This is a genomic window from Phocaeicola sartorii JCM 17136 = DSM 21941, assembly GCF_054653615.1.
This window is the reverse complement of record NZ_BAAIFW010000005.1, coordinates 2,574,292-2,597,915: the sequence shown is the minus strand read 5'-3', so window position 1 is coordinate 2,597,915 and position 23,624 is coordinate 2,574,292. Positions and strand designations below refer to the sequence as shown.

General features: G+C 46.1%; 25 protein-coding genes. 4 read left to right on the top strand and 21 right to left on the bottom strand.

The annotated features are described in order from the left end of the window. Window positions 1-226 precede the first annotated feature (226 nt). The 3 genes from ACYQ0C_RS11020 (at window position 227) to ACYQ0C_RS11010 (ending at window position 4,311) form a co-directional block, all read left to right on the top strand. Window positions 227-823 carry a hypothetical protein gene (locus ACYQ0C_RS11020; protein WP_235783122.1) on the top strand — a complete coding sequence of 199 codons (597 nt, stop codon included), beginning with the start codon at window positions 227-229 and terminating at the stop codon, window positions 821-823. 14 nt (window positions 824-837) lie between these two features. After that, window positions 838-3,723, top strand: a complete 2,886-nt coding sequence (locus ACYQ0C_RS11015) for a calcium-translocating P-type ATPase, PMCA-type (protein WP_025076852.1) — start codon at window positions 838-840, stop codon at window positions 3,721-3,723. An 81-nt stretch (window positions 3,724-3,804) separates the two neighbouring features. Further along, a complete protein-coding gene (locus tag ACYQ0C_RS11010; protein WP_022400796.1) occupies window positions 3,805-4,311 on the top strand; it encodes a phosphatidylglycerophosphatase A family protein in 507 nt (168 codons plus the stop codon). Window positions 4,312-4,521: 210 nt separating this feature from the next. Here the strand turns inward: ACYQ0C_RS11010 and ACYQ0C_RS11005 are convergent, their stop codons facing one another. The 11 genes from ACYQ0C_RS11005 to ACYQ0C_RS10955 form a co-directional block, all read right to left on the bottom strand. Next, the gene (locus ACYQ0C_RS11005; protein ID WP_025076853.1) at window positions 4,522-5,799 is read right to left on the bottom strand and encodes a PcfJ domain-containing protein; all 1,278 of its coding nucleotides are present in this window, start codon (window positions 5,797-5,799) and stop codon (window positions 4,522-4,524) included. Between the two features lie 4 nt (window positions 5,800-5,803). Continuing rightward, complete coding sequence (locus tag ACYQ0C_RS11000) at window positions 5,804-6,226, bottom strand: PcfK-like family protein (RefSeq protein WP_025076854.1); 423 nt, start codon at window positions 6,224-6,226, stop codon at window positions 5,804-5,806. A gap of 30 nt (window positions 6,227-6,256) precedes the next feature. After that, window positions 6,257-6,562 carry a hypothetical protein gene (locus tag ACYQ0C_RS10995; protein WP_025076855.1) on the bottom strand — a complete coding sequence of 102 codons (306 nt, stop codon included), beginning with the start codon at window positions 6,560-6,562 and terminating at the stop codon, window positions 6,257-6,259. A 344-nt stretch (window positions 6,563-6,906) separates the two neighbouring features. Then, window positions 6,907-7,443, bottom strand: coding sequence for a hypothetical protein (locus ACYQ0C_RS10990; RefSeq protein WP_025076857.1), 537 nt, complete (start codon window positions 7,441-7,443; stop codon window positions 6,907-6,909). Further along, window positions 7,440-7,985: a topoisomerase C-terminal repeat-containing protein gene (locus tag ACYQ0C_RS10985; protein ID WP_025076858.1), complete on the bottom strand. Its 546-nt coding sequence runs from the start codon at window positions 7,983-7,985 to the stop codon at window positions 7,440-7,442. The genes ACYQ0C_RS10990 and ACYQ0C_RS10985 overlap by 4 nt, the downstream gene beginning before the upstream one ends. A gap of 69 nt (window positions 7,986-8,054) precedes the next feature. Then, complete coding sequence (locus ACYQ0C_RS10980) at window positions 8,055-8,798, bottom strand: hypothetical protein (protein ID WP_025076859.1); 744 nt, start codon at window positions 8,796-8,798, stop codon at window positions 8,055-8,057. Window positions 8,799-8,803: 5 nt separating this feature from the next. Further along, window positions 8,804-9,988, bottom strand: coding sequence for a DUF3991 and TOPRIM domain-containing protein (locus ACYQ0C_RS10975; protein ID WP_025076860.1), 1,185 nt, complete (start codon window positions 9,986-9,988; stop codon window positions 8,804-8,806). Between the two features lie 23 nt (window positions 9,989-10,011). Next, window positions 10,012-11,349 carry an ArdC family protein gene (locus ACYQ0C_RS10970; protein ID WP_257463622.1) on the bottom strand — a complete coding sequence of 446 codons (1,338 nt, stop codon included), beginning with the start codon at window positions 11,347-11,349 and terminating at the stop codon, window positions 10,012-10,014. Continuing rightward, window positions 11,333-11,563: a hypothetical protein gene (locus ACYQ0C_RS10965; protein WP_025076861.1), complete on the bottom strand. Its 231-nt coding sequence runs from the start codon at window positions 11,561-11,563 to the stop codon at window positions 11,333-11,335. The genes ACYQ0C_RS10970 and ACYQ0C_RS10965 overlap by 17 nt, the downstream gene beginning before the upstream one ends. A gap of 41 nt (window positions 11,564-11,604) precedes the next feature. Further along, window positions 11,605-12,873, bottom strand: a complete 1,269-nt coding sequence (locus ACYQ0C_RS10960) for a MutS N-terminal domain-containing protein (RefSeq protein WP_257463623.1) — start codon at window positions 12,871-12,873, stop codon at window positions 11,605-11,607. Between the two features lie 5 nt (window positions 12,874-12,878). Beyond that, complete coding sequence (locus ACYQ0C_RS10955; protein WP_257463624.1) at window positions 12,879-13,664, bottom strand: DUF4099 domain-containing protein; 786 nt, start codon at window positions 13,662-13,664, stop codon at window positions 12,879-12,881. 84 nt (window positions 13,665-13,748) lie between these two features. Between ACYQ0C_RS10955 and ACYQ0C_RS10950 the strand changes: the two genes are divergently transcribed. Continuing rightward, the gene (locus ACYQ0C_RS10950) at window positions 13,749-14,369 is read left to right on the top strand and encodes a glucosaminidase domain-containing protein (RefSeq protein WP_257463625.1); all 621 of its coding nucleotides are present in this window, start codon (window positions 13,749-13,751) and stop codon (window positions 14,367-14,369) included. Here the strand turns inward: ACYQ0C_RS10950 and ACYQ0C_RS10945 are convergent. From ACYQ0C_RS10945 to ACYQ0C_RS10900, 10 genes are read right to left on the bottom strand one after another with little or no spacing between them, the layout of a single operon-like run. Beyond that, a complete protein-coding gene (locus ACYQ0C_RS10945) occupies window positions 14,347-15,042 on the bottom strand; it encodes a TraX family protein (protein ID WP_025076862.1) in 696 nt (231 codons plus the stop codon). The genes ACYQ0C_RS10950 and ACYQ0C_RS10945 overlap by 23 nt on opposite strands. A gap of 2 nt (window positions 15,043-15,044) precedes the next feature. Then, complete coding sequence (locus ACYQ0C_RS10940; RefSeq protein ID WP_120137588.1) at window positions 15,045-17,354, bottom strand: type IV secretory system conjugative DNA transfer family protein; 2,310 nt, start codon at window positions 17,352-17,354, stop codon at window positions 15,045-15,047. 48 nt (window positions 17,355-17,402) lie between these two features. Continuing rightward, window positions 17,403-17,867, bottom strand: a complete 465-nt coding sequence (locus ACYQ0C_RS10935) for a hypothetical protein (RefSeq protein WP_257463626.1) — start codon at window positions 17,865-17,867, stop codon at window positions 17,403-17,405. Then, window positions 17,864-18,751: a conjugative transposon protein TraN gene (gene traN, locus ACYQ0C_RS10930; protein WP_025076863.1), complete on the bottom strand. Its 888-nt coding sequence runs from the start codon at window positions 18,749-18,751 to the stop codon at window positions 17,864-17,866. Before traN ends, ACYQ0C_RS10935 begins: the two co-directional genes overlap by 4 nt. 53 nt (window positions 18,752-18,804) lie before the next feature. Next, window positions 18,805-19,989, bottom strand: coding sequence for a conjugative transposon protein TraM (gene traM / locus ACYQ0C_RS10925; RefSeq protein WP_025076864.1), 1,185 nt, complete (start codon window positions 19,987-19,989; stop codon window positions 18,805-18,807). Further along, a complete protein-coding gene (locus ACYQ0C_RS10920; RefSeq protein ID WP_025076865.1) occupies window positions 19,986-20,486 on the bottom strand; it encodes a hypothetical protein in 501 nt (166 codons plus the stop codon). The genes traM and ACYQ0C_RS10920 overlap by 4 nt, the downstream gene beginning before the upstream one ends. An 11-nt stretch (window positions 20,487-20,497) precedes the next feature. Next, complete coding sequence (traK, locus tag ACYQ0C_RS10915) at window positions 20,498-21,094, bottom strand: conjugative transposon protein TraK (RefSeq protein WP_257463627.1); 597 nt, start codon at window positions 21,092-21,094, stop codon at window positions 20,498-20,500. A gap of 23 nt (window positions 21,095-21,117) precedes the next feature. Further along, complete coding sequence (locus tag ACYQ0C_RS10910) at window positions 21,118-22,239, bottom strand: TraJ family protein (RefSeq protein WP_025076866.1); 1,122 nt, start codon at window positions 22,237-22,239, stop codon at window positions 21,118-21,120. Between the two features lie 19 nt (window positions 22,240-22,258). Beyond that, a complete protein-coding gene (locus tag ACYQ0C_RS10905; protein WP_025076867.1) occupies window positions 22,259-22,945 on the bottom strand; it encodes a DUF5045 domain-containing protein in 687 nt (228 codons plus the stop codon). Further along, entirely contained in the window at window positions 22,935-23,621 is a 687-nt protein-coding gene (locus ACYQ0C_RS10900) for a hypothetical protein (RefSeq protein WP_257463628.1), read from the bottom strand. Before ACYQ0C_RS10900 ends, ACYQ0C_RS10905 begins: the two co-directional genes overlap by 11 nt. Window positions 23,622-23,624 lie beyond the last annotated feature (3 nt).

The window sequence follows — 23,624 nt, the reverse complement described above, 5'->3', positions numbered from 1 at the left end:
GGTGAGGAAGTGAAGTCTTATACGATACTTCCTCACCTGTATAATTAAAAATAATGGATATTGTTATAATCATAATTGGTCTTATCATATGGTTTGTTGTCCCAATACTAACCAATGATGCAATTAAAAAGAAAGCTTATAAAAAAGCTGTTGCAATGCTGTGTCGAATTGTTGGCATGGTAATAATTGCCATATCAATAATCAACTATATAATGTTCCTATTCTCATGAAAAGAATTAGTCGATTTGCCATATTAGCATCAATTGTATTGGGAGCCTTAGAGATTGGTTGTAACCACAACGGAACATCAACGACTAAACAGAATACAACAAAAATCTCTAAAGTTCAGGAGAATCTTATTAACGACGGATGGTACATACCCCAGTCTATTCCATCCGGAGAATTACCAAAGGAATATGGAGTTAAAAGCAAATTCGGACAACAAGATAACTATTTTGACATTAAAATTGGCTCAGGTTGTGATGTCGCAATAAAAATAGTCAATAAGGCAAATGAACAATGTATTAGATATGTGTTCGTGCCCGAAAATACAACTGCAAACATTCAGATGATTCCTCAAGGACTGTATTATCTAAAATTAGCTTATGGGAAGGACTGGATGGAATATGATAATGGTAACGGTATTGTAGAAGGGAAATTTACGGCAAATGTTTCCTATGATAAAAGTATAGACGTGTTTGATTTCGGCAAAAAAAATTCTTCTACGATTATCAGTTATGTTCTACAGATAAATATCAAAGATAGTTGTCTTCAGAATAATTTTGAAACCGTATCCATATCTGAAGCTGAATTTATGAAATAATTAAAATCAATCATATGTTACAAAACAAAAATTACACAGGCTTGACCGATGCCCAAGTGCTCGAAAGCCGCAAGAAGTATGGGGTCAATATACTGACACCACCAGAGAAAGAAACATTATGGGACACTCTAAAAGAAGCGTGTACGCATTGGATAACCAAATCGATGTTGGTTCTTTTGGTTCTGTCTGTAATTGGCGCAGCGATGCTGAGCAGTAGTCTGGGGGCTATTGTATGGTCTATGCCTGCTATTATTGCTCTTGCAACGGTGATGATATTGGCTGTTGGCTTCTTTGGAGGTTTCGGTGATCCTCTTTTCAAGATTCTCATAATGGCGTTTGTCCTTTCAATGGGTATCTCCATTTATGAGTTTATATGGGTCGGTGCTGGATTCAAAACTTTCTTTGAGCCGATAGGTATTATTGTTGCTCTGATATTAGCAACGAGTATCGCTTTCGTTTTGGAGAGAAAGAATGAAAAGACATTCCAGAGCCTTAATGAAGTGAATGACGACACGCTCGTAAAGGTGATACGCAACAGTAATGTATGTCAGGTGCCACGTAAAGATATTGTGGTTGGTGACATTGTGTTGCTTGAAGCAGGTGAGGAAATTCCTGCCGATTGTGAACTGTTAGATGCGTTAAATCTAAATGTCAACGAGTCATCACTTACTGGTGAACTTCAAGTTTACAAGACTACTACCCCAGAGGAATTTGACAAGGAATCAACTTATCCTTCAAATCAAATTATGAAGGGTACTATAATCCTTGAAGGCTATTGCACGGCCAAAGTGTTGAAAGTGGGTGATGCTACAGAGAGTGGAAAGGTCTTTGAGGCTGCACAAGTGGAAGAAGGAGGTTCAACTCCATTGAGCGAGGAACTTGATGGACTGGCGGATTTGATAACAAAAGCAAGTTATGTGTTTGCCGCCCTTATCGTCGTTGGACGTATCTTCATCTATTTCTATATGGGTGATGCCGACTTCTCTTCCGGCAATGGATGGATAGGATTTGTCACGTATGTACTTAACACCGTAATGATTGCCGTTACCCTCATTGTTGTGGCTGTTCCAGAAGGATTACCTATGTCCGTCACTCTTAGTCTAGCATTCAGTATGCGCAAGTTGATGAAGGAGAACACACTCCCCCGTACCATGCACTCTTGCGAGACTATGGGAGCAACATCTGTGATATGTACCGACAAGACCGGTACATTAACACAGAACAAAATGCAGGTGGCAGAAAGTGACCTCAACGAGGTTTCCGATGAACTGCTTGCAGAAATGATTGCACTCAACACAACTGCCAACCTTGACTTTACAAATAAGAACAACGTCAAGACCGTAGGTAATCCTACAGAATGTGCACTTTTGTTGTGGCTCAACGGCAAAGGACAGGATTATATGTCCATACGTGAGAAGTCTATGATTGTTGACCGTCTTCCTTTCTCTACTGAAAACAAGTATATGGCAACGATTGTTGATTCTGCAGCCTTGAATAAAAAAGTGGTTTATGTGAAAGGTGCTCCTGAAATTCTGCTCTCAATGTCAACTGTTGGTGAATCCCAAAAGCAGAAGTACAACGAAGAGTTGCAGAGTTATCAGAACAAGGCAATGCGTACTCTTGGTCTGGCATATGTGGAAGCTGACAATAATGAAGAGATTTTCAAGGATGGCAAACTCAACACAAAGAGTCTTACCTTCGTTGGTATCTTTGCTATTTCTGACCCTGTTCGCAAGGAAGTGCCTGCTGCAATCAAAGATTGTGTCAATGCCGGAATACAAGTGAAGATTGTAACAGGTGACACAACTGGTACGGCAAAGGAAATAGGAAGACAAATTGGTCTGTGGAATAACACAGATGGCGACAGAAACATCATGACAGGTGTGGAATTTGCAGCCATGAGCGATGAGAATTTGCTTACACGTGTAGAAGACATTAAGATTCTGTCCCGTGCCCGTCCTAATGACAAGGAAAGGTTGGTAAGACTGTTGAAACAAAAGGGACACGTTGTTGCCGCTACAGGTGACGGTACCAATGACGCTCCAGCGTTGAACGTCGCAGACGTCGGTCTGTCAATGGGTGACGGTACTGCTGTGGCTAAAGAGGCTTCGGACATGACCATCCAAGACAACTCGTTCTCTACGATTGCCAACGCTGTAATGTGGGGACGTTCTCTTTACAAAAATATCCAGCGATTCCTGTTGTTCCAGCTTACAGTGAACGTGACAGCTTGTTTCCTCGTACTTGTCGGCGCGTTTATGGGCACGGAGTCTCCGCTTACTGTTACCCAGATGTTGTGGATCAACCTTATTATGGATACTTTTGCAGCTATCGCTTTGGCTTCACTTCCGCCATCGCAGAAAGTTATGCAAGATAAGCCTCGCAACAGAAAAGCCTCTATCCTCAGTCATTCTATGCGTATCAACATTCTTGGTGTAGGATTCTTTTTCTTCTTCTTGCTTGTAGCTATGCTTTATATCTTCGAGCATGGTGAATATACAAGTATGGTAGATTTGCTGAACTTTCATATCGGTGAGCGTGACGGATTGAGTACATACGAATTGACTATGATATTCACCACGTTTGTTATGACTCACTTCTTCTACCTCTTCGATGCTCGTGCATTTGAAACGGGTCGCAGTGCATTACATTTCAAAGGATGTCAAGGTCTGCTTACGATAGTTGTCGTTGTATTCTTGGGTCAAATACTTATGGTGGAAAATCTGTTTGAAATTCTACATAAACTATTTAATACGCCTCTGTCTTGGACTCAGTATTGGCCTCTACAAGATTTCTTCAATGTCTGTGGATTGAGTCTGCAGGATTGGATAATTATTATCCTTGGTTCTTCACTTGTACTTTGGGTACATGAGGTATGGCATTTGATAACAAGAAAGTAAAACAATGTATAGGTATGCCTGATTCTTATTAAGGGCATACCCATACTTTTCAAAATAACATAGAATGGTAAGAAAGATAGCATGAGTAATAACAATAATCATCCCTTAGGTAAAGCACCTTGGTTTCATATAATCGTTTCCACAGGGTTGGGAAGCGGATTTTTTCCCGGAGCACCCGGTACTTTCGCAGGCTTTATAGCATTAGTGATATGGTATGCACTTTATCTTGTCTTATTACCACCAACTCTTTTTTATATTACATTTGCTCTAATCATAACCACAACTATTGTTGGGGTGTGGACTTCAAATGTTATGGAAAAATATTGGGGCACAGATCCACGTGCAGTTGTTATTGACGAATATGTTGGTACTTGGATTCCGCTTTTAGCAGCCCCATGCGGTGAATATACATGGATTCTTGCATTCATTGGATTTGCTCTCTTTCGTATAATTGACATCTTCAAGCCTTTAGGATGTAGAAAAGTAGAACAGATAATGCCCGGAGGATGGGGTGTGATGTTTGACGACATATTAGCTGGAAGTTATGCTCTTGTTCTTGTTATTATTATAAAATATATCTGTTTATGAAAAATTCCAGAATTATCATTCTCTCTAAAAAGAGCATTGATTTTTCTGTTCCCATAGCATTTCTCCTATCATAATATAATAAGGTTACTTGTTTCCTCTGCAATTTCTTCCTATGAATATGTAACATAATCATAATAGCCTCCTATATTCCAAACAACTCCGACCCACGCCTCACGGCGGAAGTCGGAGTTTCAACATATATAAAGGAACTTATGCGGATGTCCTTTTTGCCTCCAAGAAACGGTGGGCATTATCATTCACTAAACGGATAATCCTATCGTGATACTCAGTGTTGCTGTTGCACACCCCACGGCTCTGTACCACTTTCCCCTGGCTCAAACTGAACTCCACGGTCTCAATGCGGTTTCCCAAATGGTCGTGAGCCGACAGAATAACAGAGTCAGTCTTGGCATAGTATTCACATTGGAATACACAATGCTTCATCTTGTTGCCCTCCTCTCTGTAAGCCTCCAACGAGTTCAATACAGAAATCTCAATATCTTCATCACTAATGACGATACCGAAGAAGCAGGACTTGTTCTTGTAAAACTCGGCTTCGTATGTCTTGACTTTTGCCATCCGCTCCATATCCCTACGCTTTTGCTCAATGACATCCGCTTTCTTCAACCAATGGTTGTGCTCCGTTTTCAAGTTTATCGGACAGATATACTTGGCATTATGAATGTCCTTGCCACATCTTTCAAGCAAGCGGATGGTATCACACCAAATACCAAAATCCTCAATCCGGTAATGATGCCTTGAAGCCACCTTGTACGATTGCCAACAGCTGTTAAGGTCAAAAGCGTGATAGATAAAATATTCAACCGCCTTGTAGTCCTTTACTTTCATCAGCGTTTCCATCCGATGGTCAAATAAAAGAGACTTAATCAACTTGAACGGGTGGCAATTAGGCAATTTTCCTTTCATACCGTTCCGTCTCAATTCGGGAAGGGCTGAATAGTAGGGATAGGTATAAGTGTCGGATATGACCATATAGACATCAGACAATCTCCTTAACTCTATCGGACTGGCAAAACTAAAGCTGTCTTGATAATAGCCTTTAATTTTCTTTCTTGAAGTAACCGCCACCTGTCCTTTGGCATTGAGCCACAGACGGCATACTTCATCATAGTAAAACTCCATCGGCTTCCCTTTGCTATATAGGACGGTCAGCAAAAATACTCGTTGTACTTGTAAGTCCCCGATAACTTCAAGGGAAGAAAAATAGCTTTTTTCTTGATGCTTGCGTTTCATCGTATCAGCCACTTGCAAACGGTGTCCGCAATGGGGGCAACGGACAGACTTGCCTTTTCCCTTATAGTCAAACTTCTCTCCGCAATCGCCACACGTACATTTATGCTCGGATGTACGGAATGCAATATGCTTCACTACGTTTCTTACTGCCCACTCCACGGCTTTAGAGCCGATGGCGGTCAGCTTCTCATTGGAAGCTGCCACCAATTTCTCAAACTTGTTTCTCGGTTTCATATGCTTAAAAATCAAATAGTGATAACTCGGCTTGTTGGGGAACTTTGGGTTTGCTCGGCTTGGGTCGGGAGTTTCTGACTTGTAGCTTGCGAAGCTCCTCCTCTTGGTAGCGTTTGAGGGCAATGTCCCTCTGTTCCGCCTTTTCCTCTTCTGTCAAGTCTATATGATGGTTCACGACAACATTACAAGATGCCGGCTTGCCAATCTCCAATGTGGGTTCATCCACTACGTGAACTGCCATTGAGTAAATTTCCTCGTCAGCGAAACCGTAACACCCCGATTTCTGTACCTCTGAAAATATGTAATTCACAATATCATCAATGGTGCGTGTGGTGGTTTCATACTTGGCACGGAAAAGTTCATCCTCCTTTGCCCTGTTGTCAAGATAGTTCTTGATAATCGCCTTGAATTGCTCTGTTCCTTTCATATATGTTCGCTTTAAGTTGTTATACATTTACTATCCTATCGGCAACCTCTCCAAAAGTTCCTTCAATGGAATGGTATTGATGTCCTCACTGCGGAACAACACTTCCCACTCCGGCTTAACCAGCAAGCGATGGAAACTCTCCACCGAAAAGCCTGTATCATTGGAGTAGCAAGTAATGCAAGCGAAGTTCTTGCCATCCTTGCGGATATGGGCATAATCGGGAGCCATACCGAAAGCACATCTGCGGATGTCCTCTCTGTTCCACAATAGGGTCAGTTCGTAAACATTCCCTCTGAGGTTTACCGTTTCCTTTCTGTCTTTAAGTGTGATGCTCATACGTTCTAATTTTTTCCCTTTTGTTTGAAGCCTTTTTGGCTTCTCGCTTCCGGGTGATTTTTACGATGCCACCCACACGGAGGGAACAAGGGGCGTAAGGCAAATGTGGCAAGCGGAAAGAGACGGAATACCCAATTTGGCACAAATTGCGGAAGGCTTCCGTCCGCTTTCCGTGCAGCCAAGAGAAACGGCATTTGCTGTCGGCACCGCCCTCTGTTACTTTGTATCGGAAAATAGAACCGGGAGCGCAGATGACCGAATGAAGATAACAGGCACAAAAATCCCCGACAACCTTGAACCTTGCGGTTCCCGGATGCCGGGGATAAAGTATTTGCTGTATGGATTTACATCAGAGGAATCTCAAACGACTTGATGACAAATTGCCCCTCCTTGTCTAATATGAACCAGTATTCGGAGTGATAAGGCTTGCCTTCCAAGTCCATACCTTCATATTCAATCTTGACCTTCCAACCGGTAAATGATTTTACAACATTATCATTAGCCTGTGGAGTCATGGAACGGAGAACCGACATCGCCTCCATCTGCCGCTCCATCAACACGGAAATCTCCTTGTCATCAGGATTGAAGTTCTCCAACCCGTCAGTAAGTTTCATTACCTTCTCGTTGATTTTCATCATTGCCATAGAGATAGACATCTTCTCGTCCATCGTGATATACTCCCTGCCAAACACAGAATCCGGCTGGCTGATACCGATAATCCTGACAGACTTCGGATTATCCACCGAAGCTTTCAATGCCAGTTCCGCCACCTTGACAGCACGCTTCTTCGGATTATCGCCACGGAATACCAAATAACCAACGACACCCCAAAACAGAATAATCGAAGCCAATATGATAGCTAATCTTGCCCCCGGTCTCATATCTTCACGATTTGGAGTTTGTCAGGAGAGACACCCAGACGCTTGCGGTACACCGCACCGTCCTCACGGTACATCTCCAGTTCTGCAGAAGTGATGCCTTTCTCGCAAAGTTCCTTGGCTTCAGCCAAAGTCACCTGATGCCCGCCGATGTTCCGCCAGATGGCAAACGAACAGGGAGCTTCCTGATTGCCATAATTGGAACAGTTGAAGGCACGGCTGCCCACACGAATTTCACCACCACAATGAGGGCATTTACCGACAACCGCCTGCATATTGATGTTCCCGTTATCAGCCAGTTCAAGCACGGTGGGAAAGGTTTTGCCTTCCTTACTGGCGAAACCGTCCAGTAGAACAGAACGATTGGCAAGCAGTTCCGCTATTTCGTTATCAGCCATCTTACGGTTGCCAAGAATGGCATTGATGTTCAGCACACACGAGGGATGTTCTCCCATATTGTTCTCACAGCGATACCCCTTGCAGGTCTTCACTACGTTACCGCCACAGAGGGGGCAGCTACCTATAATTTTCTTTTCTGTTGTCATCATACTCTTTGATTATTGATTATTACGTTGTTCGATTATTATTCTAATTGCATTCCAATTCTATTCTAATTACCATTTAAGCAAGTAGCCTTGATTCCATTCCGACACAATACCATCAATGATATTCTTGCCGGACATCACATTTGCCCAACCTTCCGGGTCAAGAGAGAACCAAAGGTCATTCCAAGACAAGGTGCGAACCTGCCATGCCAGGATAAACAAGTCCGTATTGATGGCTTCCAACCTTGTTACCACCTCATTGGCGATATAGTATCGCTCAGAAGAGTTTAACAAGTTCACCTTGTGCTTCTCGTTCTTCCCATCCCCACCGGGCACATTGTAACTGCCCGAAGTCACCAACTGCTTCATAAAGGGATAGAGTGCTGCCATCTGTGTAGCCGCATCTGTCAGTTCATCCGACACGATGGCGGCAATAGCCGTACCTTTCAGATTACGACCAACCGACTTCGTGAGCAGACTGCAGTTTTTGGGTATCTCAACCGCAACCAATTCCCCTGCACGTTTAATCTGATAGAGGTTCTGCATCGCACCCTGCGCATTGGAGAGGTATTCCAGCATCTTGTTCTCCACAGAGTGAACACGGTCGAGAGCCAAGGTCACGGCTGTCTCGGCAGCGATAATCTGTTCCTGTCTTTTCTTACGCTGCTTGTGGATATTTTTCAACTCCACAGTCTGCGCAATCACCGCACCCGTCAAAGCCGGATCCGTCTGTTGGGCAAAAGAAGGCAAGCCGTTCATCAGGAAACCTGACAGAATGGCCAATGCCGCTACCCTTGATTTTATTCTTTGCATATACTTCACATTTTAAGTCCACCATTTCTGCGTTCAGTCAAGTTCTGTTCACGTTCCTCCTTATGCGGAGAGAGCATCGGAACCATCGGCTTGTTGAGCAAACAGTCGTTCCAATCCTTGAAAGCCTTGGGAGGTAGCCATTGCCCCATCTTGTAACGGATGGATAGCTTCTCGCTGACCTGTGCCGTCAAGGAGCGTTCCGTATTCAATTCAAAGGACTTGCCTTTGGCTTCCACTCGCAGTTTATTGTCTGTGCGACTGATTTTCATCGGAATATCCTCCAGTATTACCATCATACGCAATCCGTAGATACGTCCCGCTAAATCATTATCGAAACAGTCAAATGCCCTCGCACTGGGGAAACGAACCATCGTTCCGGTTATCTGCTTGTCAGAGAAAGTGCCGCCCAATGATACCAGAGCCACATCCGTACCCAGTTGAATCTTGTTCATCTGATAGAACGCCATCGCATCAAAAGCCGACTCACAGAAGAACACGCTTCGGACAGCCTCACGATTGCCTCCTGTCAGGTCTGCTACCCAAGCCGAAGAGGAAGAGTCCGTACCAGCCGCTTTGGATTTGTAACCGCCATAGCCACGAATCTCGTAGCCATTGACTTCGTCACTATGTTCGTTGGTATAAGGGAAACCGATGTTGTAACCTTCAAATTTTCCATTTTGCTTGTTCCTGACAAGACAAATAAAAGATGAAAGCTCTTTCACAGTATCATCTGAAATACCCCTTTGAGAGAATAATCCCGGAATCTTGTTGGTATCAATCGGCTTGACCTCATAGCGTGATTCATCAAATACAGCGTCGTGCCTAACAGATTTAATATATTCTCTATCTTCCCGATATTCGGGTTCGGGCATATTGGCGAAGCGTGCCATCACCTTGGCAATTTTCTGCCAATCGTCCTTACCCGATACCAGAAATGAATTCAGATTCTCACGGATGAGAGTGACCACATCGCCTTTGGAGCCATCCCTGCGGAAGAAGGTCTGGGCCGCCTTGTTGTGCGGATGGCTGATGATGATGGTATCACGTCTGTCATTGCCTTTACCAAGCACTAGCTCGATATACCGACCCACACCCGCTTTCCGGTCCAGACGATACCCCAACGCATAGGCGATGTCATCCACACCCACACGGGATTTCATGTCCTTAAAGTTTACTTTGTAATCACTCATAATCGCTAAGATTTGTTGGACGATTACAAGCCAATCCCGGAACTGACCTTTTGGCTTCTCCGCATCACAGCCAACTCCGGCTCGTAAGTCTTGCGTGCCGTCATATTCAGGAATGCCGTCTTGTCCTTCTGGTCGGTAAACTGGAAGAACGTCTTAGCCGTGTCTTTGGTAACTTTCTTCAATCCCAACTCCACACCATCGTATGAAGCACGGATGGCATAATTGCCGGAACGGGTCTTGATGATGACGGCGTTCTTGAAGGGAACTTCTTCATCCGGCCCCAAAGGAGCAAAAGGGTCGTTCTTGGCAAGGTAAGGCTGTTCGTCCAATGCCAACCGTTGCTTGTCCACGTGGTCAAGTATGAGGTCGGATGCCTTGTTTACGTCTGCCATAATGGAAACAATGAACTTAGGTTCCTTCTTCAGGACACCAATCCACGAATCCAGATAGGCGGCTGAGTTGTCCGTTATCTTGGAATCAAATCCCATCGAGTGGCTGATCATGGCAGCCGTCAGTTCCGCCACCAGTTCCTCTTTCGCATACTTCGAGTCTCCGAACTTGCCACCAATCTCACGATTGAGTCGGTCTGCCGTCATGGTCGAGTGGGTCATTTCGTGTAGCATGGTCGAATAATACTCCATACCGCCACGATAGACTTCCTCCGGAGTTTTGCCGATATTGAACTGCTCCTTCATGGGAACAACAATCCTGTCTGCCAAGGGAGAATAATAAGCACCGTCCACTCGTTTGTCCGCCTGTATCGGACAGAGCCATCCCTGGGTCTGCACCATACGGTCAAGGGCGGCATGGGCATACATACCCTCGGTATCTCTAAGTTCAGGAACTTTGAATTTCTCCAACAGCTTTTGCATACGCTCCGGCTGTATCTCTGCCAGATTGGTCTGCGCCACATTGTAAACCGGGAAAGCCTTGATAAATGGTATCGCTTCCAAATCTTTCCGCTCCTCCCGGCTCATGGCACGGTATTCATCTGAACTGATTTTCTGCCCGTTCTTGTCCTTTACCAGCATATCCCAATAGACCACGGGAAACGCCTTTTCTCCTTTCAGGACGTGGGCTTTGAGGTTATGCGCCTGCTTGAAAGTCAGATAGACAGGTAGGTCATACCCATTCGCCGCCGTATGTAGTTGCAAGAATAGCGAGTTGAAACCGGAATAGTTCCTGCCGCCCACGTTCTGCGGCAAGCCGGCATAACCCGAAGCACCGCCAATCCAGCCTTTCTTCCAGTCGGAGGCTTTCATCTGCTCCATGCGGTCAATCATCATCGCCGCGAACTTATCCAGAGCGACCTGACCGGCATTGCCCGAAGCAGACGGATTGTAACTAGTTCCAGATGCCATAGTCCTCGTCATCCATTACCTGACGGTCCATCTGCTCGATGTCCGTCTGCTCGATATAAAACTCTGCGGATTCATCCGAGGGGTCTGTGCCGTGGGCACGGCACCACTCCAGATAATCCTGTTCGTTCTCACCCTCCAGGACAAAACGGAGATAACCGATTTTGCCCTCCTGAAGGAGTTCCACCAACTCCTCATGCTTCATCTTTTTGTTCATATCTTGTTTTTCTTTTATCGTTAAACTGTTGTTTGATTACGTTACATTTTCATGGATGCGGATTTCTCCACCTTGATACTCTTTGCCGCCAGCATACCTGTGATTTCCGTATTGAGATACTTGGCGGCAATCTGCTCCCGTGTGGCGGTCTTCGCCTTGAAAAGGGAATAGCCGTCATCGAAGGAGATTTCATGCTTGGTGGTGCGGCCTTTGTCGCCCATATCCACGGACACCTTCCACTTGTTGTCACCCCGGTCTTTCGCCACACGCACACCTTTCGGGTCTATGCCTTCGGGAAGCTGGTACTTCTCGTAGGCTGATTTCAGATGTAAGCGTTCCCCGAAGTTCTTCTCCACAAGTTGGGCAGGTGTCATCACCCGGTCGAAGTAGGCGTTCAAGTCCTGACGGGAAGCGACAGCCGACATCTTGGAGTCACCGATTTGCGCATAGAACTTATACTTGCCATAATCGGCACGCTGCTCGTCCTTCTCCTTATAGACATTGAACTTCTCCACGGAGATATTGCCTTCCGGTCCGGCAATGGACTTGGGCATCTTGAAGGATTCTTCCGATACCTTTGGCATCAGCTTGGTGGGATAATAGCGTTCCATCAACTGAGGCACCGTCATTTCCTTCTTCTGGTAAGCGGCTAAGTCGGCAGCGTCCATACGTTGTGGCTTCAACTGCTTGCCGTCCATCTTGGCGGTAAAATACCACTCTTCGGGATTGGCTTTGCTTTGGTAAGCATGGCCGTGGGTCACTTTCTCACCGGCGGCAGTTACCATCTGAGGCTCGCGTGGCTTACGCTCTTGTTTAACCTCGGCTTTCTGTTCACTCTTGGCTTCCGCTTGCGCTTCCACCTTCTTCTCCTTGGCAGGTTTCTCCCCGGCTGCGTTCTTCACAGTCTTGGCAGGCTCTTCCTGCACAGCCTTCTCTTTCTTCTCTTTACTCTTCTTTGCCATATCGGTATTGTTTGATAGGGTTGGTTCTTCATTCTTCCTTACTTTCTCTACAACTTCAAGCCTGTCACAGATGGCGACCCGTTCTCCGGCACGGATGAGCTTGGGCAGATAGGTGTCCAATGCGACCGTGGGAAACTCGGCTGTCTTTATCTTCTTCTCAATGCTTGAAGTCAGTTTGTCTGCTGTGGCTATGCCGAGAATCAAGGCGGCTTTGACGGCATCCTCCTTGTAGAGCCGGTAGAAATCGCCCTCCCGAAAGAGAAGCAACGCATCGGGATGCTTTTGTTTCAGAGAGTCAAATTGTTTCAGGAGTCCGGCATCCAGCTCTTTGTCTGATTTCTTAGCCATGACCGTCAGCGTTTAAGGATATTGTTTGCTTTCTCTTCATGGGAGGGTTTAAGGTGAATGGCACGTTCCTTGGATTGGGCATCCACGACCTTCTGGTACTCCCAACGGTTCTTGTCCGTCATTACCAGCCCCAGGTATTCAGGATGCTGCTCGTCATAACGGAGTTTCTGCTGCCGTTCCCACTCCTTCATATCGCCTTGGATGACCTTGAAGCCTTGCGGTTCTTTCAAGTCCACGCCCACGGAAACCTTCTCACTGCCAACATTGAGTTCGATGGGCTTGCCCTCACGAACCTGTTGCTTTTGCTGGGTGCCCAACTCGATGTCATTGACCTTCTCCATGTCTTTGAGTTTCTGCTCCAGTTGGATGTCCGTCACTTTACGGTGGATGACTGATTTGGTCTCAGGGTCTAATTGGAGATATTGCTTTGTCTTCTCGCCGTTTACCTCCACAGCTTTTTGAAGCACCTCGCCATTCCGTAGCCGGATGGCTTCCTGCTCGGTTAGGCGGAGAACCTTGTTACGTTCCACTTCAAGCTCCGCTCTGACCGGATAGGCGATAAGAGCCGGATTGCCGTTTTTGTCTGCGGTAAGTTGTAACTTAACAGGCAAGGTGATGATGTCGCCATTGCGGGTATTGATAGAAACTTGCATCAGCGGTGTAACCTCGCCGGAAGCCAGTTTCTCCTTTACCTCTTGGGGCAGCAAATCCGCTTTCTTGCGGTCGATGCCCAATACCGCCAACTTCTCGTAGGGCAGCATTTCGGATAAATTTCTGTTGTGTAATTCCATTTGAATGATGTTGAACTATTAATTTTGCGGTGTCGTTACCGCTTGGATGTCACAAAATTACCCACATCAAATTCCGGAAAAGAAATGCGCAACACTATTCTGACAGCGATGTTCTTGATGCTGATGCCGGGCATGGCATCGGCACAGTTCTATACGATAACGAAAGAGGCAAGAATTGAGTCGATTCGGGCAAACGACAAAGAAAAGGCTATTGATAATAAGAAGGATACAACACAAATAGGCTCAAATAATGAACCGAAAGATACATTGAAAGTTCAATCGTATATTAGAACATACAAACGTCTATGTACCCAAAAAGTGGACGGTAAGACGTCCCAAAAATTCAAACGGGTTAAATCAAACGGGCATCTTCCTGAATTGACGATTCCCAACCTCTATACGGAAATCAAGAAGAACGGCATCCTATATCCGAAAGTGGTATTGGCACAAGCCATTTTGGAAACAGGATGGTTTACCTCACCACTGTGTAGGGATAGGCACAACCTCTTTGGGCTGACCAATCCACGTACCGGAAAGTATTATGAGTTTGCCCATTGGTCGGAAAGTGTCCGCGCCTACTATACCAAGGTGCAGTACAAGTACAAACGAGAAGATGGGAACTATCTGCTTTGGTTAAAAAAGATTGGGTATGCGGAAGCACCTGATTATATTCCGGCAATTATCAGTGTGCTGAAAATGTTATAACGTACCATATTAGTAGCAAGTGTATCGGATAGAAAGCATAAAAACCATACTTGGCAGCATTACCCTTGATAAATCCTCTTGTGCCATCATATAAGAATAGGACTGCGCAAGCCAGCAAAGCACCGATGCTACCATAGTGTATCATCAAAGGAAAAGCGCAAAGTATCTGCATTATCCGACCATAGGGAAAAGGAAGATTGGTATTCTGATTCCGTAACAAATTGAAAACAACAATCATCAATATCCCTCGCCACTCATAATCCGTTCCTAACCAGGTGGCGAAGCAGGCAATAGAGAGAATAGCAATCCCACAAAGGATGCCATTCTCTTTCAGCTTCTCCTGTATTGCCAAAGCCACCACACCTAAAGCCAACGTGAACATCACATTATGCGTACCTGTTCCGTTCAACAGATACCAAGGAACTTCGCTGATAACGGCAAAAGCCAAAAGCTGTGCAAAGTATCTTTTCTTGTTATGTGTATAAGCGAATCCTTCCGCAATCAAGAAGGCGAACACCGGGAAGGCGATTCGACCTACACAACGCATCGCATCATAAAGTAGTGTGCCGTCATTCATCTGGAAATAGGCACAATGGTCTATTACCATAGATACTATGGCGATAATCTTCAATGTACTTCCACTAAAGGTGGGTATCTTCGCAAGTCTATTCATACTTAACTCATTCCAAGTAGTTCCTTGACCATATCCTCCACCTCTTGATTGACACGCTTGAAGTTGCGGTTCAGCATAATCTCCTTCTCACGGTCATTCTTGAACTCATAGATTTTTGGGAGAGCCACATAGTGCTCTTCCTCCTCCTTAATCTTCTTCATATTGAAGTGGGTCTTGCAGAAATACTTCGTGGTCTTGAACTCCTCCGACTGCTCGATGTCGAAGTTGTCCAACATCTTGTCATCGGTAGCGGTAAAGTCACGCGCCGCCTGACCTGCCAGCCAACCGGTTGCCATGTCTGCTATCTTGGCTGCCGGAACGAGGTAGTCCATCTTCTCCGAGATTGTGGTAGATACCTTTTGGTCATTGATGGAGATAGAGCGTGAGGTCTGCTTCGCCTTACCGAACACATCATTCTGTGCCCACTCCAAGGTTTCCTTGTTACGTGCCGCACCCATGAAAATGTTACCGCAAGTAGTGATAATCTTCTGCATACCCACCTTACCATAATCCGCTTCCAACTGGGGAAGTTCCTGAAAGCCGAGAGTAACGGCAACCTTGTTGGAGCGAGCCGTACCAATCAACCGGTCTATCTTGTGGAAGTACAGGGTGGGCAGCTCGTCCACGATGATACTTACCGGGATGTTCCCCTTGGAGTTCACACGTGTAATCAGTCGGTTCAGCACCAAAGCGTTCAGCGAACCGATTACCTGTTCCTTTTCCGGGTCATTGGCGATGACCAAATAACTCGGATGCTCCTTGTCTGAAATCTTCAAGTCAAAATCATCACCTGTAAAGACCCAATAGGCTTCGGGAGATACCAATCTTGCGGCATTGACACGAAGCGTACCCACCATACCTTCCAACTGGTCATTCGCCTTGTTCTCGAAAGCACTCTTGAACGGAGCCATCAAGGATGCAATCTTATCATCCTGCATCAGGATGTTGAACACTTGGTCGTATGACCTGCCTAAGAATGATAGTACGTGCGGCATATCTGAGAACTCACCTGTGATGGTGTCCGGCTCAACCTCGTTTCCGTGCTCATCCTCATACCAACAGCGGTCTATTTTTCTAAGTGTTCTTGTCCGGTCTTTATAAGAAAACCCGTTCAAGTCCACAAACATCCTATCTTCATCGGTAGATACATCATTGCCGTTCTCATCCACGAAGTCCAGCACCACATTTCCCTTCTCGTCTATGGCATTGAAGTCATCCCAATTCCGAATGACAATCTCCAATTTCTTTCCCTCCAGTAAAATATAGCGTTTCAGTTTCTTTCCGTTTCTGAACCCGACAGGGTGGAAGTTTACGAAGAAATAAATGATAGCCGCCAAGAAGTTCTCTGCCGAATTGGTGAAGAACGCTTCCGAACCGCCTTTCTTTTCTCCACCTCCCTTGTTTAAGGAAGCAAGTAAGGTAGCAGCCGTTTCCGAAGCTGCCGCCAAGTCAGGGATATACTTCCGTTGTATCGGATTGATGCGGTCAGAGTATTCCACATCCGTGAAGTTGATGGTACGGAACCCACAGTTAGCAGGAAGCCTTCCGGCTTTCCGATTCTTGCAGAACTGATAGAATAGCGTTTTCGCCAATGTGGGGTATTTGAAATCGTACACCATCATGGCAAAACCTTTGGCGGCATGTTGCCGTATGAACGGGTCAATGATACCGAAGGACTTACCCGAACCCGGTGTTCCGAGAACAATCGTGCCACGGAACGGGTTGATGATATTGATCCATCCCTTGTGCATCTTCCGTTTCCAATAATAAATCATCGGTATATTTACCGAATAGTCGTTATTGGCAAGTACCTCAGACTGTTGGAAGGACTCGTTCTCGAAATTGAAACGGTCATCACCAACCTTATAGTTGTAATACTTGGCAATGCCGTCCAATCCTTGATGTACCAACATGGTGCCCACTACGGAACATACGGCATAAAGAATACGGTTGGCTGGGAATCCCATCCAACTCATTCCGAAGTCCATCTTGTGAAAGAGGAAGCAAAGTCCGACAAGGGTCAGACCGGCTAATACAGGATAAATGACCATTGTCTTGACATTGAACTTCAATGCTTTCTTCGCCTTTGTACCGATGCAGACCACACAGATGCAGACCAGTTCCACCATCTTACAACCCGAAACGGACGTGAACACGGGGAATCTGCCTAACAGGTCAAGAATAAACTGCGTAATACGGTTATCTGCCGCAATGGGCAGGTTCATAATAATCTCAATGATGAGAAAGATGTAGATGCAGCTACGGAAGTAGTTATACATCTGCTGCTGTTCCCTTGTTTCTTCAAATGCCATAGTCCTTTATATTGATTTCTACAAAATGAATCTTACATAGCCATTCCTTTAGAATGGAATCTTCATTCCAAGCAATAGACCATTTCTGAATGTATCACCATGCAGGAAGTTCACGTTATTCTTCTGGGTTATCACAAACTCACAGCCGTTTCTGAAAACGTAACTGTATTCAAAGCCCGCTTCCAATCCGAGAAAGAATTTCCTTTCCACCGCACCAAATTGTGGGCCGAAACGGAAGCGAAGCATACCGTTCTTATATCGGGCAAGCCGTTGTTTGTAAACAATACCACCATCCCAGAAGTAACCTTTCCAAAAGTCATCTTTCCTCCAATGGTTGCCCACCTCGCCATACAACTCCACAGCATTGCCGTAGGATAGCGGATGTTCATAGCCGACCGTAGCGTTCAACGTAGAGGGGAACTGAAAGCCTGCATTTATTGAGAGCTTGGCATCTTGTGCGGATGCGCCTATAGCCATAACCGCACATACTAAAAGGAATAATAGCTTTTTCATTGTTCGACAGAGTATTTGATGTAATGGTAAGGATAATAATCACTGTTCTTCAAGATGTCCGAGTCAAAGCCGTCGGCATTGAGGATGTCCTCGTATTCGATGGTCAGCACGATGACGCGGCCGCTGATTTGGTTCTCTGAAATCTCCAGTCGCAGCACTTTCTCGTCAGGGAAAGTCAGTTTGGGAAGCACCAACACATTGCGGTAGTTCTTTTGGAACTTCTTGGCATAGTTGAGTGAGAACACCGGAGTCAGCTCGATTGTCTGGGAGTTGGTAGCCTTGCTCTGCTTTTTGTCGGTCAGTTTCACACGCAGTTCCTCAATGTCGTAAGGAATCTTCGTCTTGTTCTGCAGCGAGTAGTCAATGAAGAAGTAATCCCCGATGGCATAGATGTTATTGACCACCGCCTTCATGCCGTGTGCCTTTGACACCACCTGATTAAACTTGCGGTCACTGCCATAAACCGCCCACGCATAGCGGGCCATTTCCGACATGGGCATAGATACCTCCGGGTTGATGTAGGATTGCGTATCGCTGTATGGAACTTGGAAGATGGATGCCGCCAATGTCGGGGATTGTGTATAGACAATGTCATATTGGGCGATATGCCGTTCTCCAATCAAGGTAAGCGTTCCTAACAGCTCATCTTCCTTATAACCGCTTACCGAAGTGGAATCGTTCTCTTGAAAAGGCTTGATGCGTACAATGTTGTCGGCACACTGGTTGCCGATAATCTTGGGAGTGGATATATCCACCAATTTGATGTTCTCCGGCATGACAATGTGGGTGGTCACTCCGCTATTGACATAGATCCTTTCGTTGGCAGATGCGTTGCCTATGACAAAGAGAACACTGAGAATGAAAAGAATAATCTTGGAATTCATACTGAAAATTATTGATGTTTGACTATAAAATATCTGAATACGTTTGAGAAAATCTACCTTGCTTCATCCGAATTTATCAAATAGACAATGGTGTTGTATTTGATTTTCGCCTTGTTCTTTCGGATATTGGAGGATATGGCCGACGATGCCGAGTTATACATATTCTGCAAGGTCTGCAAAGCGACGGCTTCAGCCGATATGCCGGTCTCATATCCGCTTCCCGAATCAAAATTGATATTCTGCTGTACCGCATTGGAGCCGGCATCTTTCACGAAGTCACGGAACTGGGATTCGGGAACATAGAAGCCTTCCATGCCGTCATTGTCAAAGACGGACAGATTGACCTTTACGAACTTATCCCCAATCAGGATACTGGTGATGGCCGCACGTACACGCTGCTGCCCGAACCCTGTCACCGTCCCATAGAGGTAAGTGCCTTTCTTCAAGTTAATGCCGCCAACCGTCACATCATCCAATAGCTTGAAGCGAAGCCGGGTGCCTTCACGCGCCTTGGTGGTCTGGTCAATCATCGCACGGATCAGTTTGGCATCCACCGCATCATCCGAAGAAGATACCGTGTGGAACTTGTCCGCATTGGTATCGGAGGATTTGATAACCAACTTGGGACGGTTGCGTTCTTTCTCTTCCTGTCTGACTTTGGCAATGGAATCGGCACGTTGCCGTTGCAGGGCTTCTTCCTGTTCCGGGTTGGTTATGCCCAGTCCGCTCTCGATTGCCTTTTGCCGTTCATAGCTCCTGCGTTGGATTTCCTCCAAATCTTGGGCAAACTCATCTTTTGAGGTATAACCATTGGTCGGATTATCGCCATAGGCATATTCATTGATATGCTTTCGGGATTCCGCAAGGGAACGCTCCAACTCCTCCAGTTCCTTTTGCTGACGGATGCGTTCTGCTTCGGCTGCATCAAGCAGATTCAGTTCCTCTTCGGTATAACCATGCTCCAGTTCCTCGGTCTCATTCTTTTCCTCGCCGATAGCACCGACTGCGGTAAAGGCATCCTCGTCACCGAAACGTCTTGACATCTCATACATCTTATCTCCGGCTTCTTCCGCTTGGGCTTCGGGAAGTTCCATGTTGATGCGGTCGGTGGATACCGACTGTTCGGTATCGCCCGAACCCTTGAAGGTCTGCATCACGAAGTATATCAAGGCGCACAGCGGCACGAACACCACCAGCGGGAAGATATACTTGGGTTGTTTGAAATTGATTTTAATCATTTGTTCTCATTATTATTAAGGGATTTTACAATGTTTTCGAGCTGTCGGTATCGTTGGATGATACGGGCGGAATCTATCCTTGACTTATTGGGGACGGCAATCATCGAATCCAATTCCTCACGGAGTTCCTGACCTTGGGCTACCAAATCAATTAGCGTGTTGCGCTGGATGTCCTTGTTTGCCTGTATGGTATGGAAGCCACTGAAAAGCGGTTCCATGTTGGAAACCATACTGATATTGGACTCGCTTAATTCATTAGACGGGTCGGTTTTTGTTCCACTTATCCAAAGATTACCCACTAACAAGAATAGTAGAGAACTGACCACATAGGCAAAAGTCTTCTTGGGATGCTTTATCGCCCATGCGTTAGCCAAACGGATTCTTGCTGCCAACCGATATTTCGTACCGATTGCCCCCATCTTGGGTTGCAGCCATGACCGAACCTGTTGGTGGGTCTTCAGGCGGCTTTCATGCAATGTCTTTCTGAGTGATTTCATTGTTGCTGTTTTTAATAATCCAAATCCTTGTTCTCTATGGTGCGCCAGTTGGTAATCATCAACCCGTGGGGATTGTTCCTCGTCCTCGGCACATTCTCCACATACCCGGTCGTTACCATTGTCCGTTTCAAGTCACGGGTGCGCCGCTTGATAAGCTGTGTGCCGTAGTAGGTGAACTTCCGTTCATGCTCGTCAAATTGGATGGAGTCGCACATGATAGTGCAGACTGCCGATGACGATATGATGTCGGAATAAAACCCGTTCTCGTCCATCGCCTGTTTCTGCTTCAAGGCTGTGCCGTCCGCCATATACATCGCCTTGCCGACCGTCCACTTGATATAGTCGTTATCGGGTGGCAGGTTGAAGAAGTATTGATGAAAGAGCTGGATGTGGGCTTTCGCCTCCATGGTGAAGTTCGCTTCCAGCTTGGCCCGTTCCGCCAAAAAAGGGATGTCACCGTCCAATACATATATCTGCTGCCGCTCCTTGGTAACTAAAGAGATGCAGCACCAGATGGTAAAGCCGCAGATAACGGCGCAACCTCCGATGGTTGCGAGTACCGTCATCATGGCAAGTTTTGTTTTCTGTGCTAAAGATTCTATAAGCATATCGTTTCGTTTTAAGATTACATTCACTTGGATTTGATGACCGAACCTGCCGCACCAGCCGTTGCGCTGACAGCACCACCGGCGATAGAACCTGCCGTAGCAGCCATGCCTGTAACAGTAGAACCTGCAGCGGAAGCCGCACTCGAACTTACACCACCGGGAATCAGCCAAGAAGCCACTTCGGGAACAAAGCGAATAATGTAGGCACCCACCAGCATACCCATCGCGTACATGCAGTTGGAGCCTATCCCTTGCAATCCCAATGCGCCAATCTGTTCCCATGAATTGACTGAGCCGTGCAGGAGATGGTTGTAGGCTACCATGTCCTGCTGCAAGTTATAAAGCAGGATGAAGTCTATGTAGTAAAGGCACATATAGGTGACGAAGCCCCATAACGAGAGGGAAAGGAATTTAGACATCCATTGGCTCCATGCCGAACTCCAAGGCGGTGCAAGTGACAGGGCGAACATTATCGGGCAGAATATCATCATAATGGCGATGAATATCCGTTGCGCCACCAGTATGCCGTAATAGGACATCTGGAATATCAGTTCGCCGATAAAGCGTATGACATCGTTAATCCATTCGCTGACTTTTGTCTCGGCAGCCACAGCCGCACGTTGGGCATAGTTGTTGATAGTGCTACCCAAGTTCTCCACATTATAGATGAGCTTGTCCCACCAGGCGGCATCCTCACCAATGGCAGCTACCTGTTTGGCGGTTGCAATGGAATCCTGAACGGCTCTCAGCCGGTCCAAATACTCACTCTGCTTTTGTGCTACCTTCAGCTCGAAAGCAGCCACCTCCTTGTTTTTGGAGTTTGCCATCGCTTTGGTGGCTGACTCCAATCCCTTGCCCGGTACTTGCAATGCGGAGCAAATCCACGACGAGGAAGAGATACAGATGGAGATGCCGACAATACGGAGCAGCTTCATTACATCCATGCCGCGCCGTCCGAGTATCATCATCCAACACTCGTAAGAGCCGACACAGAGGGCAAGCAACAGCCCGATGATACGTGCCAGTCCGACCGCATCACCCAACACCGCCACATTCGGGAAGGTCTCCATTGCGACCAACAGCTTATCCAGACTCTCGTCAATGGCAGGCAAACCTATGGTCAGGAAAATTGATAATACATTCATTGTTATTCTTATTTTACAGTTAATAATGCGTTGCTGCCACAGCACACAGATGGGCGGTCTGATTTACCAGTTTCTGCATCTTCGTCTTGGCTTCCTCGTAGGCTTGCTGCCGTTTGGCATTTTCCAATCCGTAGCCGACACCCGTCTTGTGGATATAGGCGATGCCGGAACAAAGAATTTCATTCTGCCGGCTTAACTCGTCCACCTGATATTTGAGCTTACCGTTACTTTTCTTCATGCAATAGAGCAACCCGTCCGTAATGCAGTCCTGCATACGGTCAAACTCGTCCTTGTAGGAGGCGTAGGTCAAATCAACCGACCTGTCAGCCTCGCGAACCAGCTCTTCCTTGTATAGTTCCTCGATGTATTTGCGCTCCGTTTCCACCTTCTTTACTTTCTGCCGCTGGGTCTCTTCTGCCGTCACACGGGTAGGCATGATACGCTTGACATCAGAGTCCTTTTCCTTAAAGCGAACCCGGAAACCGGAATTGAAGCCTGCCCATTTCCAATACATTTCCGCACCGGAATACTTGTTGTGCAGGAAGTAATAATACCAGTCGGGGGCGAAGTTCCAAGGCCCGTTCTCCATAGATTTCCATTGTTTCTCTTTCTCCTTGTCACGGGTCGGGCGTTGGGCATTAACCGTTATAGGGAAACCTGTTGTTGCGACACAAAACAGGCATATTAAAATTTGTCTAACCTGCATATCCTTGATTCCATTTATTGATTACTTTATTCGCTATCTCGTCCTTGACATTGGAGTTCAAAATCTCCCAGATATAATCCGGTTTCCAGCCGCAATCCGTTATCAGAAAGCAATACAGATTGGCATTGTCAATGATGTACCGTGCCCTGTCGATGGAGGTTTTGAGGGTCATCACCAAATTCAGTTTCTCGTCCATACTCGCCTTCATCAGGTTGATGCCCGAAGCAGCCACAGAAGCATAGAGCTTGTAACAATGGCTTATCTCCCTTGATATGGCTACATTGGCATCCGCATAGTACCAACCGACAAACGGCTTCTTTGATACTTGCTTGAAGGTGTTGCTCGTAAAGTCCTTATACTCTTTGACTAACTGATAGAGCGAGTTGGCGGTGCTTGATATGGCACCTGCCAATACAAGGTACGAATGGGCATTGTCCAACTTGGTATCAAGCGTAGTCCGTACATCGTTGAACTTAATGGCTCCCTTGGCTACAAGCGACTGCTCCCCGAAGCTGGTAGCCACCCGTTTCAATGCCTGGTCTTCATCCTTCTTCACGGCTTTGTGAAGGGCTATCAGGGCTTCGATGGTCGGAAGGTCTTTCGGGATAACAAAGGCGAAAGATTTTGCCGGAAGGAGCGTTGCAAGCATCATAGCTATGATAATATATCGTTTCATATC

Excerpts from the sequence above, each read along its gene's own strand:
- ACYQ0C_RS11020 (WP_235783122.1), top strand. The coding sequence starts at position 227 with ATGAAAAGAATTAGTCGATTTGCCATATTAGCATCAATTGTATTGGGA.
- ACYQ0C_RS11015 (WP_025076852.1), top strand. The coding sequence starts at position 838 with ATGTTACAAAACAAAAATTACACAGGCTTGACCGATGCCCAAGTGCTC.
- ACYQ0C_RS11010 (WP_022400796.1), top strand. The coding sequence starts at position 3,805 with ATGAGTAATAACAATAATCATCCCTTAGGTAAAGCACCTTGGTTTCAT.
- ACYQ0C_RS11005 (WP_025076853.1), bottom strand. The coding sequence starts at position 5,799 with ATGAAACCGAGAAACAAGTTTGAGAAATTGGTGGCAGCTTCCAATGAG.
- ACYQ0C_RS11000 (WP_025076854.1), bottom strand. The coding sequence starts at position 6,226 with ATGAAAGGAACAGAGCAATTCAAGGCGATTATCAAGAACTATCTTGAC.
- ACYQ0C_RS10995 (WP_025076855.1), bottom strand. The coding sequence starts at position 6,562 with ATGAGCATCACACTTAAAGACAGAAAGGAAACGGTAAACCTCAGAGGG.
- ACYQ0C_RS10990 (WP_025076857.1), bottom strand. The coding sequence starts at position 7,443 with ATGAGACCGGGGGCAAGATTAGCTATCATATTGGCTTCGATTATTCTG.
- ACYQ0C_RS10985 (WP_025076858.1), bottom strand. The coding sequence starts at position 7,985 with ATGACAACAGAAAAGAAAATTATAGGTAGCTGCCCCCTCTGTGGCGGT.
- ACYQ0C_RS10980 (WP_025076859.1), bottom strand. The coding sequence starts at position 8,798 with ATGCAAAGAATAAAATCAAGGGTAGCGGCATTGGCCATTCTGTCAGGT.
- ACYQ0C_RS10975 (WP_025076860.1), bottom strand. The coding sequence starts at position 9,988 with ATGAGTGATTACAAAGTAAACTTTAAGGACATGAAATCCCGTGTGGGT.
- ACYQ0C_RS10970 (WP_257463622.1), bottom strand. The coding sequence starts at position 11,349 with ATGGCATCTGGAACTAGTTACAATCCGTCTGCTTCGGGCAATGCCGGT.
- ACYQ0C_RS10965 (WP_025076861.1), bottom strand. The coding sequence starts at position 11,563 with ATGAACAAAAAGATGAAGCATGAGGAGTTGGTGGAACTCCTTCAGGAG.
- ACYQ0C_RS10960 (WP_257463623.1), bottom strand. The coding sequence starts at position 12,873 with ATGGCTAAGAAATCAGACAAAGAGCTGGATGCCGGACTCCTGAAACAA.
- ACYQ0C_RS10955 (WP_257463624.1), bottom strand. The coding sequence starts at position 13,664 with ATGGAATTACACAACAGAAATTTATCCGAAATGCTGCCCTACGAGAAG.
- ACYQ0C_RS10950 (WP_257463625.1), top strand. The coding sequence starts at position 13,749 with ATGCGCAACACTATTCTGACAGCGATGTTCTTGATGCTGATGCCGGGC.
- ACYQ0C_RS10945 (WP_025076862.1), bottom strand. The coding sequence starts at position 15,042 with ATGAATAGACTTGCGAAGATACCCACCTTTAGTGGAAGTACATTGAAG.
- ACYQ0C_RS10940 (WP_120137588.1), bottom strand. The coding sequence starts at position 17,354 with ATGGCATTTGAAGAAACAAGGGAACAGCAGCAGATGTATAACTACTTC.
- ACYQ0C_RS10935 (WP_257463626.1), bottom strand. The coding sequence starts at position 17,867 with ATGAAAAAGCTATTATTCCTTTTAGTATGTGCGGTTATGGCTATAGGC.
- traN (WP_025076863.1), bottom strand. The coding sequence starts at position 18,751 with ATGAATTCCAAGATTATTCTTTTCATTCTCAGTGTTCTCTTTGTCATA.
- traM (WP_025076864.1), bottom strand. The coding sequence starts at position 19,989 with ATGATTAAAATCAATTTCAAACAACCCAAGTATATCTTCCCGCTGGTG.
- ACYQ0C_RS10920 (WP_025076865.1), bottom strand. The coding sequence starts at position 20,486 with ATGAAATCACTCAGAAAGACATTGCATGAAAGCCGCCTGAAGACCCAC.
- traK (WP_257463627.1), bottom strand. The coding sequence starts at position 21,094 with ATGCTTATAGAATCTTTAGCACAGAAAACAAAACTTGCCATGATGACG.
- ACYQ0C_RS10910 (WP_025076866.1), bottom strand. The coding sequence starts at position 22,239 with ATGAATGTATTATCAATTTTCCTGACCATAGGTTTGCCTGCCATTGAC.
- ACYQ0C_RS10905 (WP_025076867.1), bottom strand. The coding sequence starts at position 22,945 with ATGCAGGTTAGACAAATTTTAATATGCCTGTTTTGTGTCGCAACAACA.
- ACYQ0C_RS10900 (WP_257463628.1), bottom strand. The coding sequence starts at position 23,621 with ATGAAACGATATATTATCATAGCTATGATGCTTGCAACGCTCCTTCCG.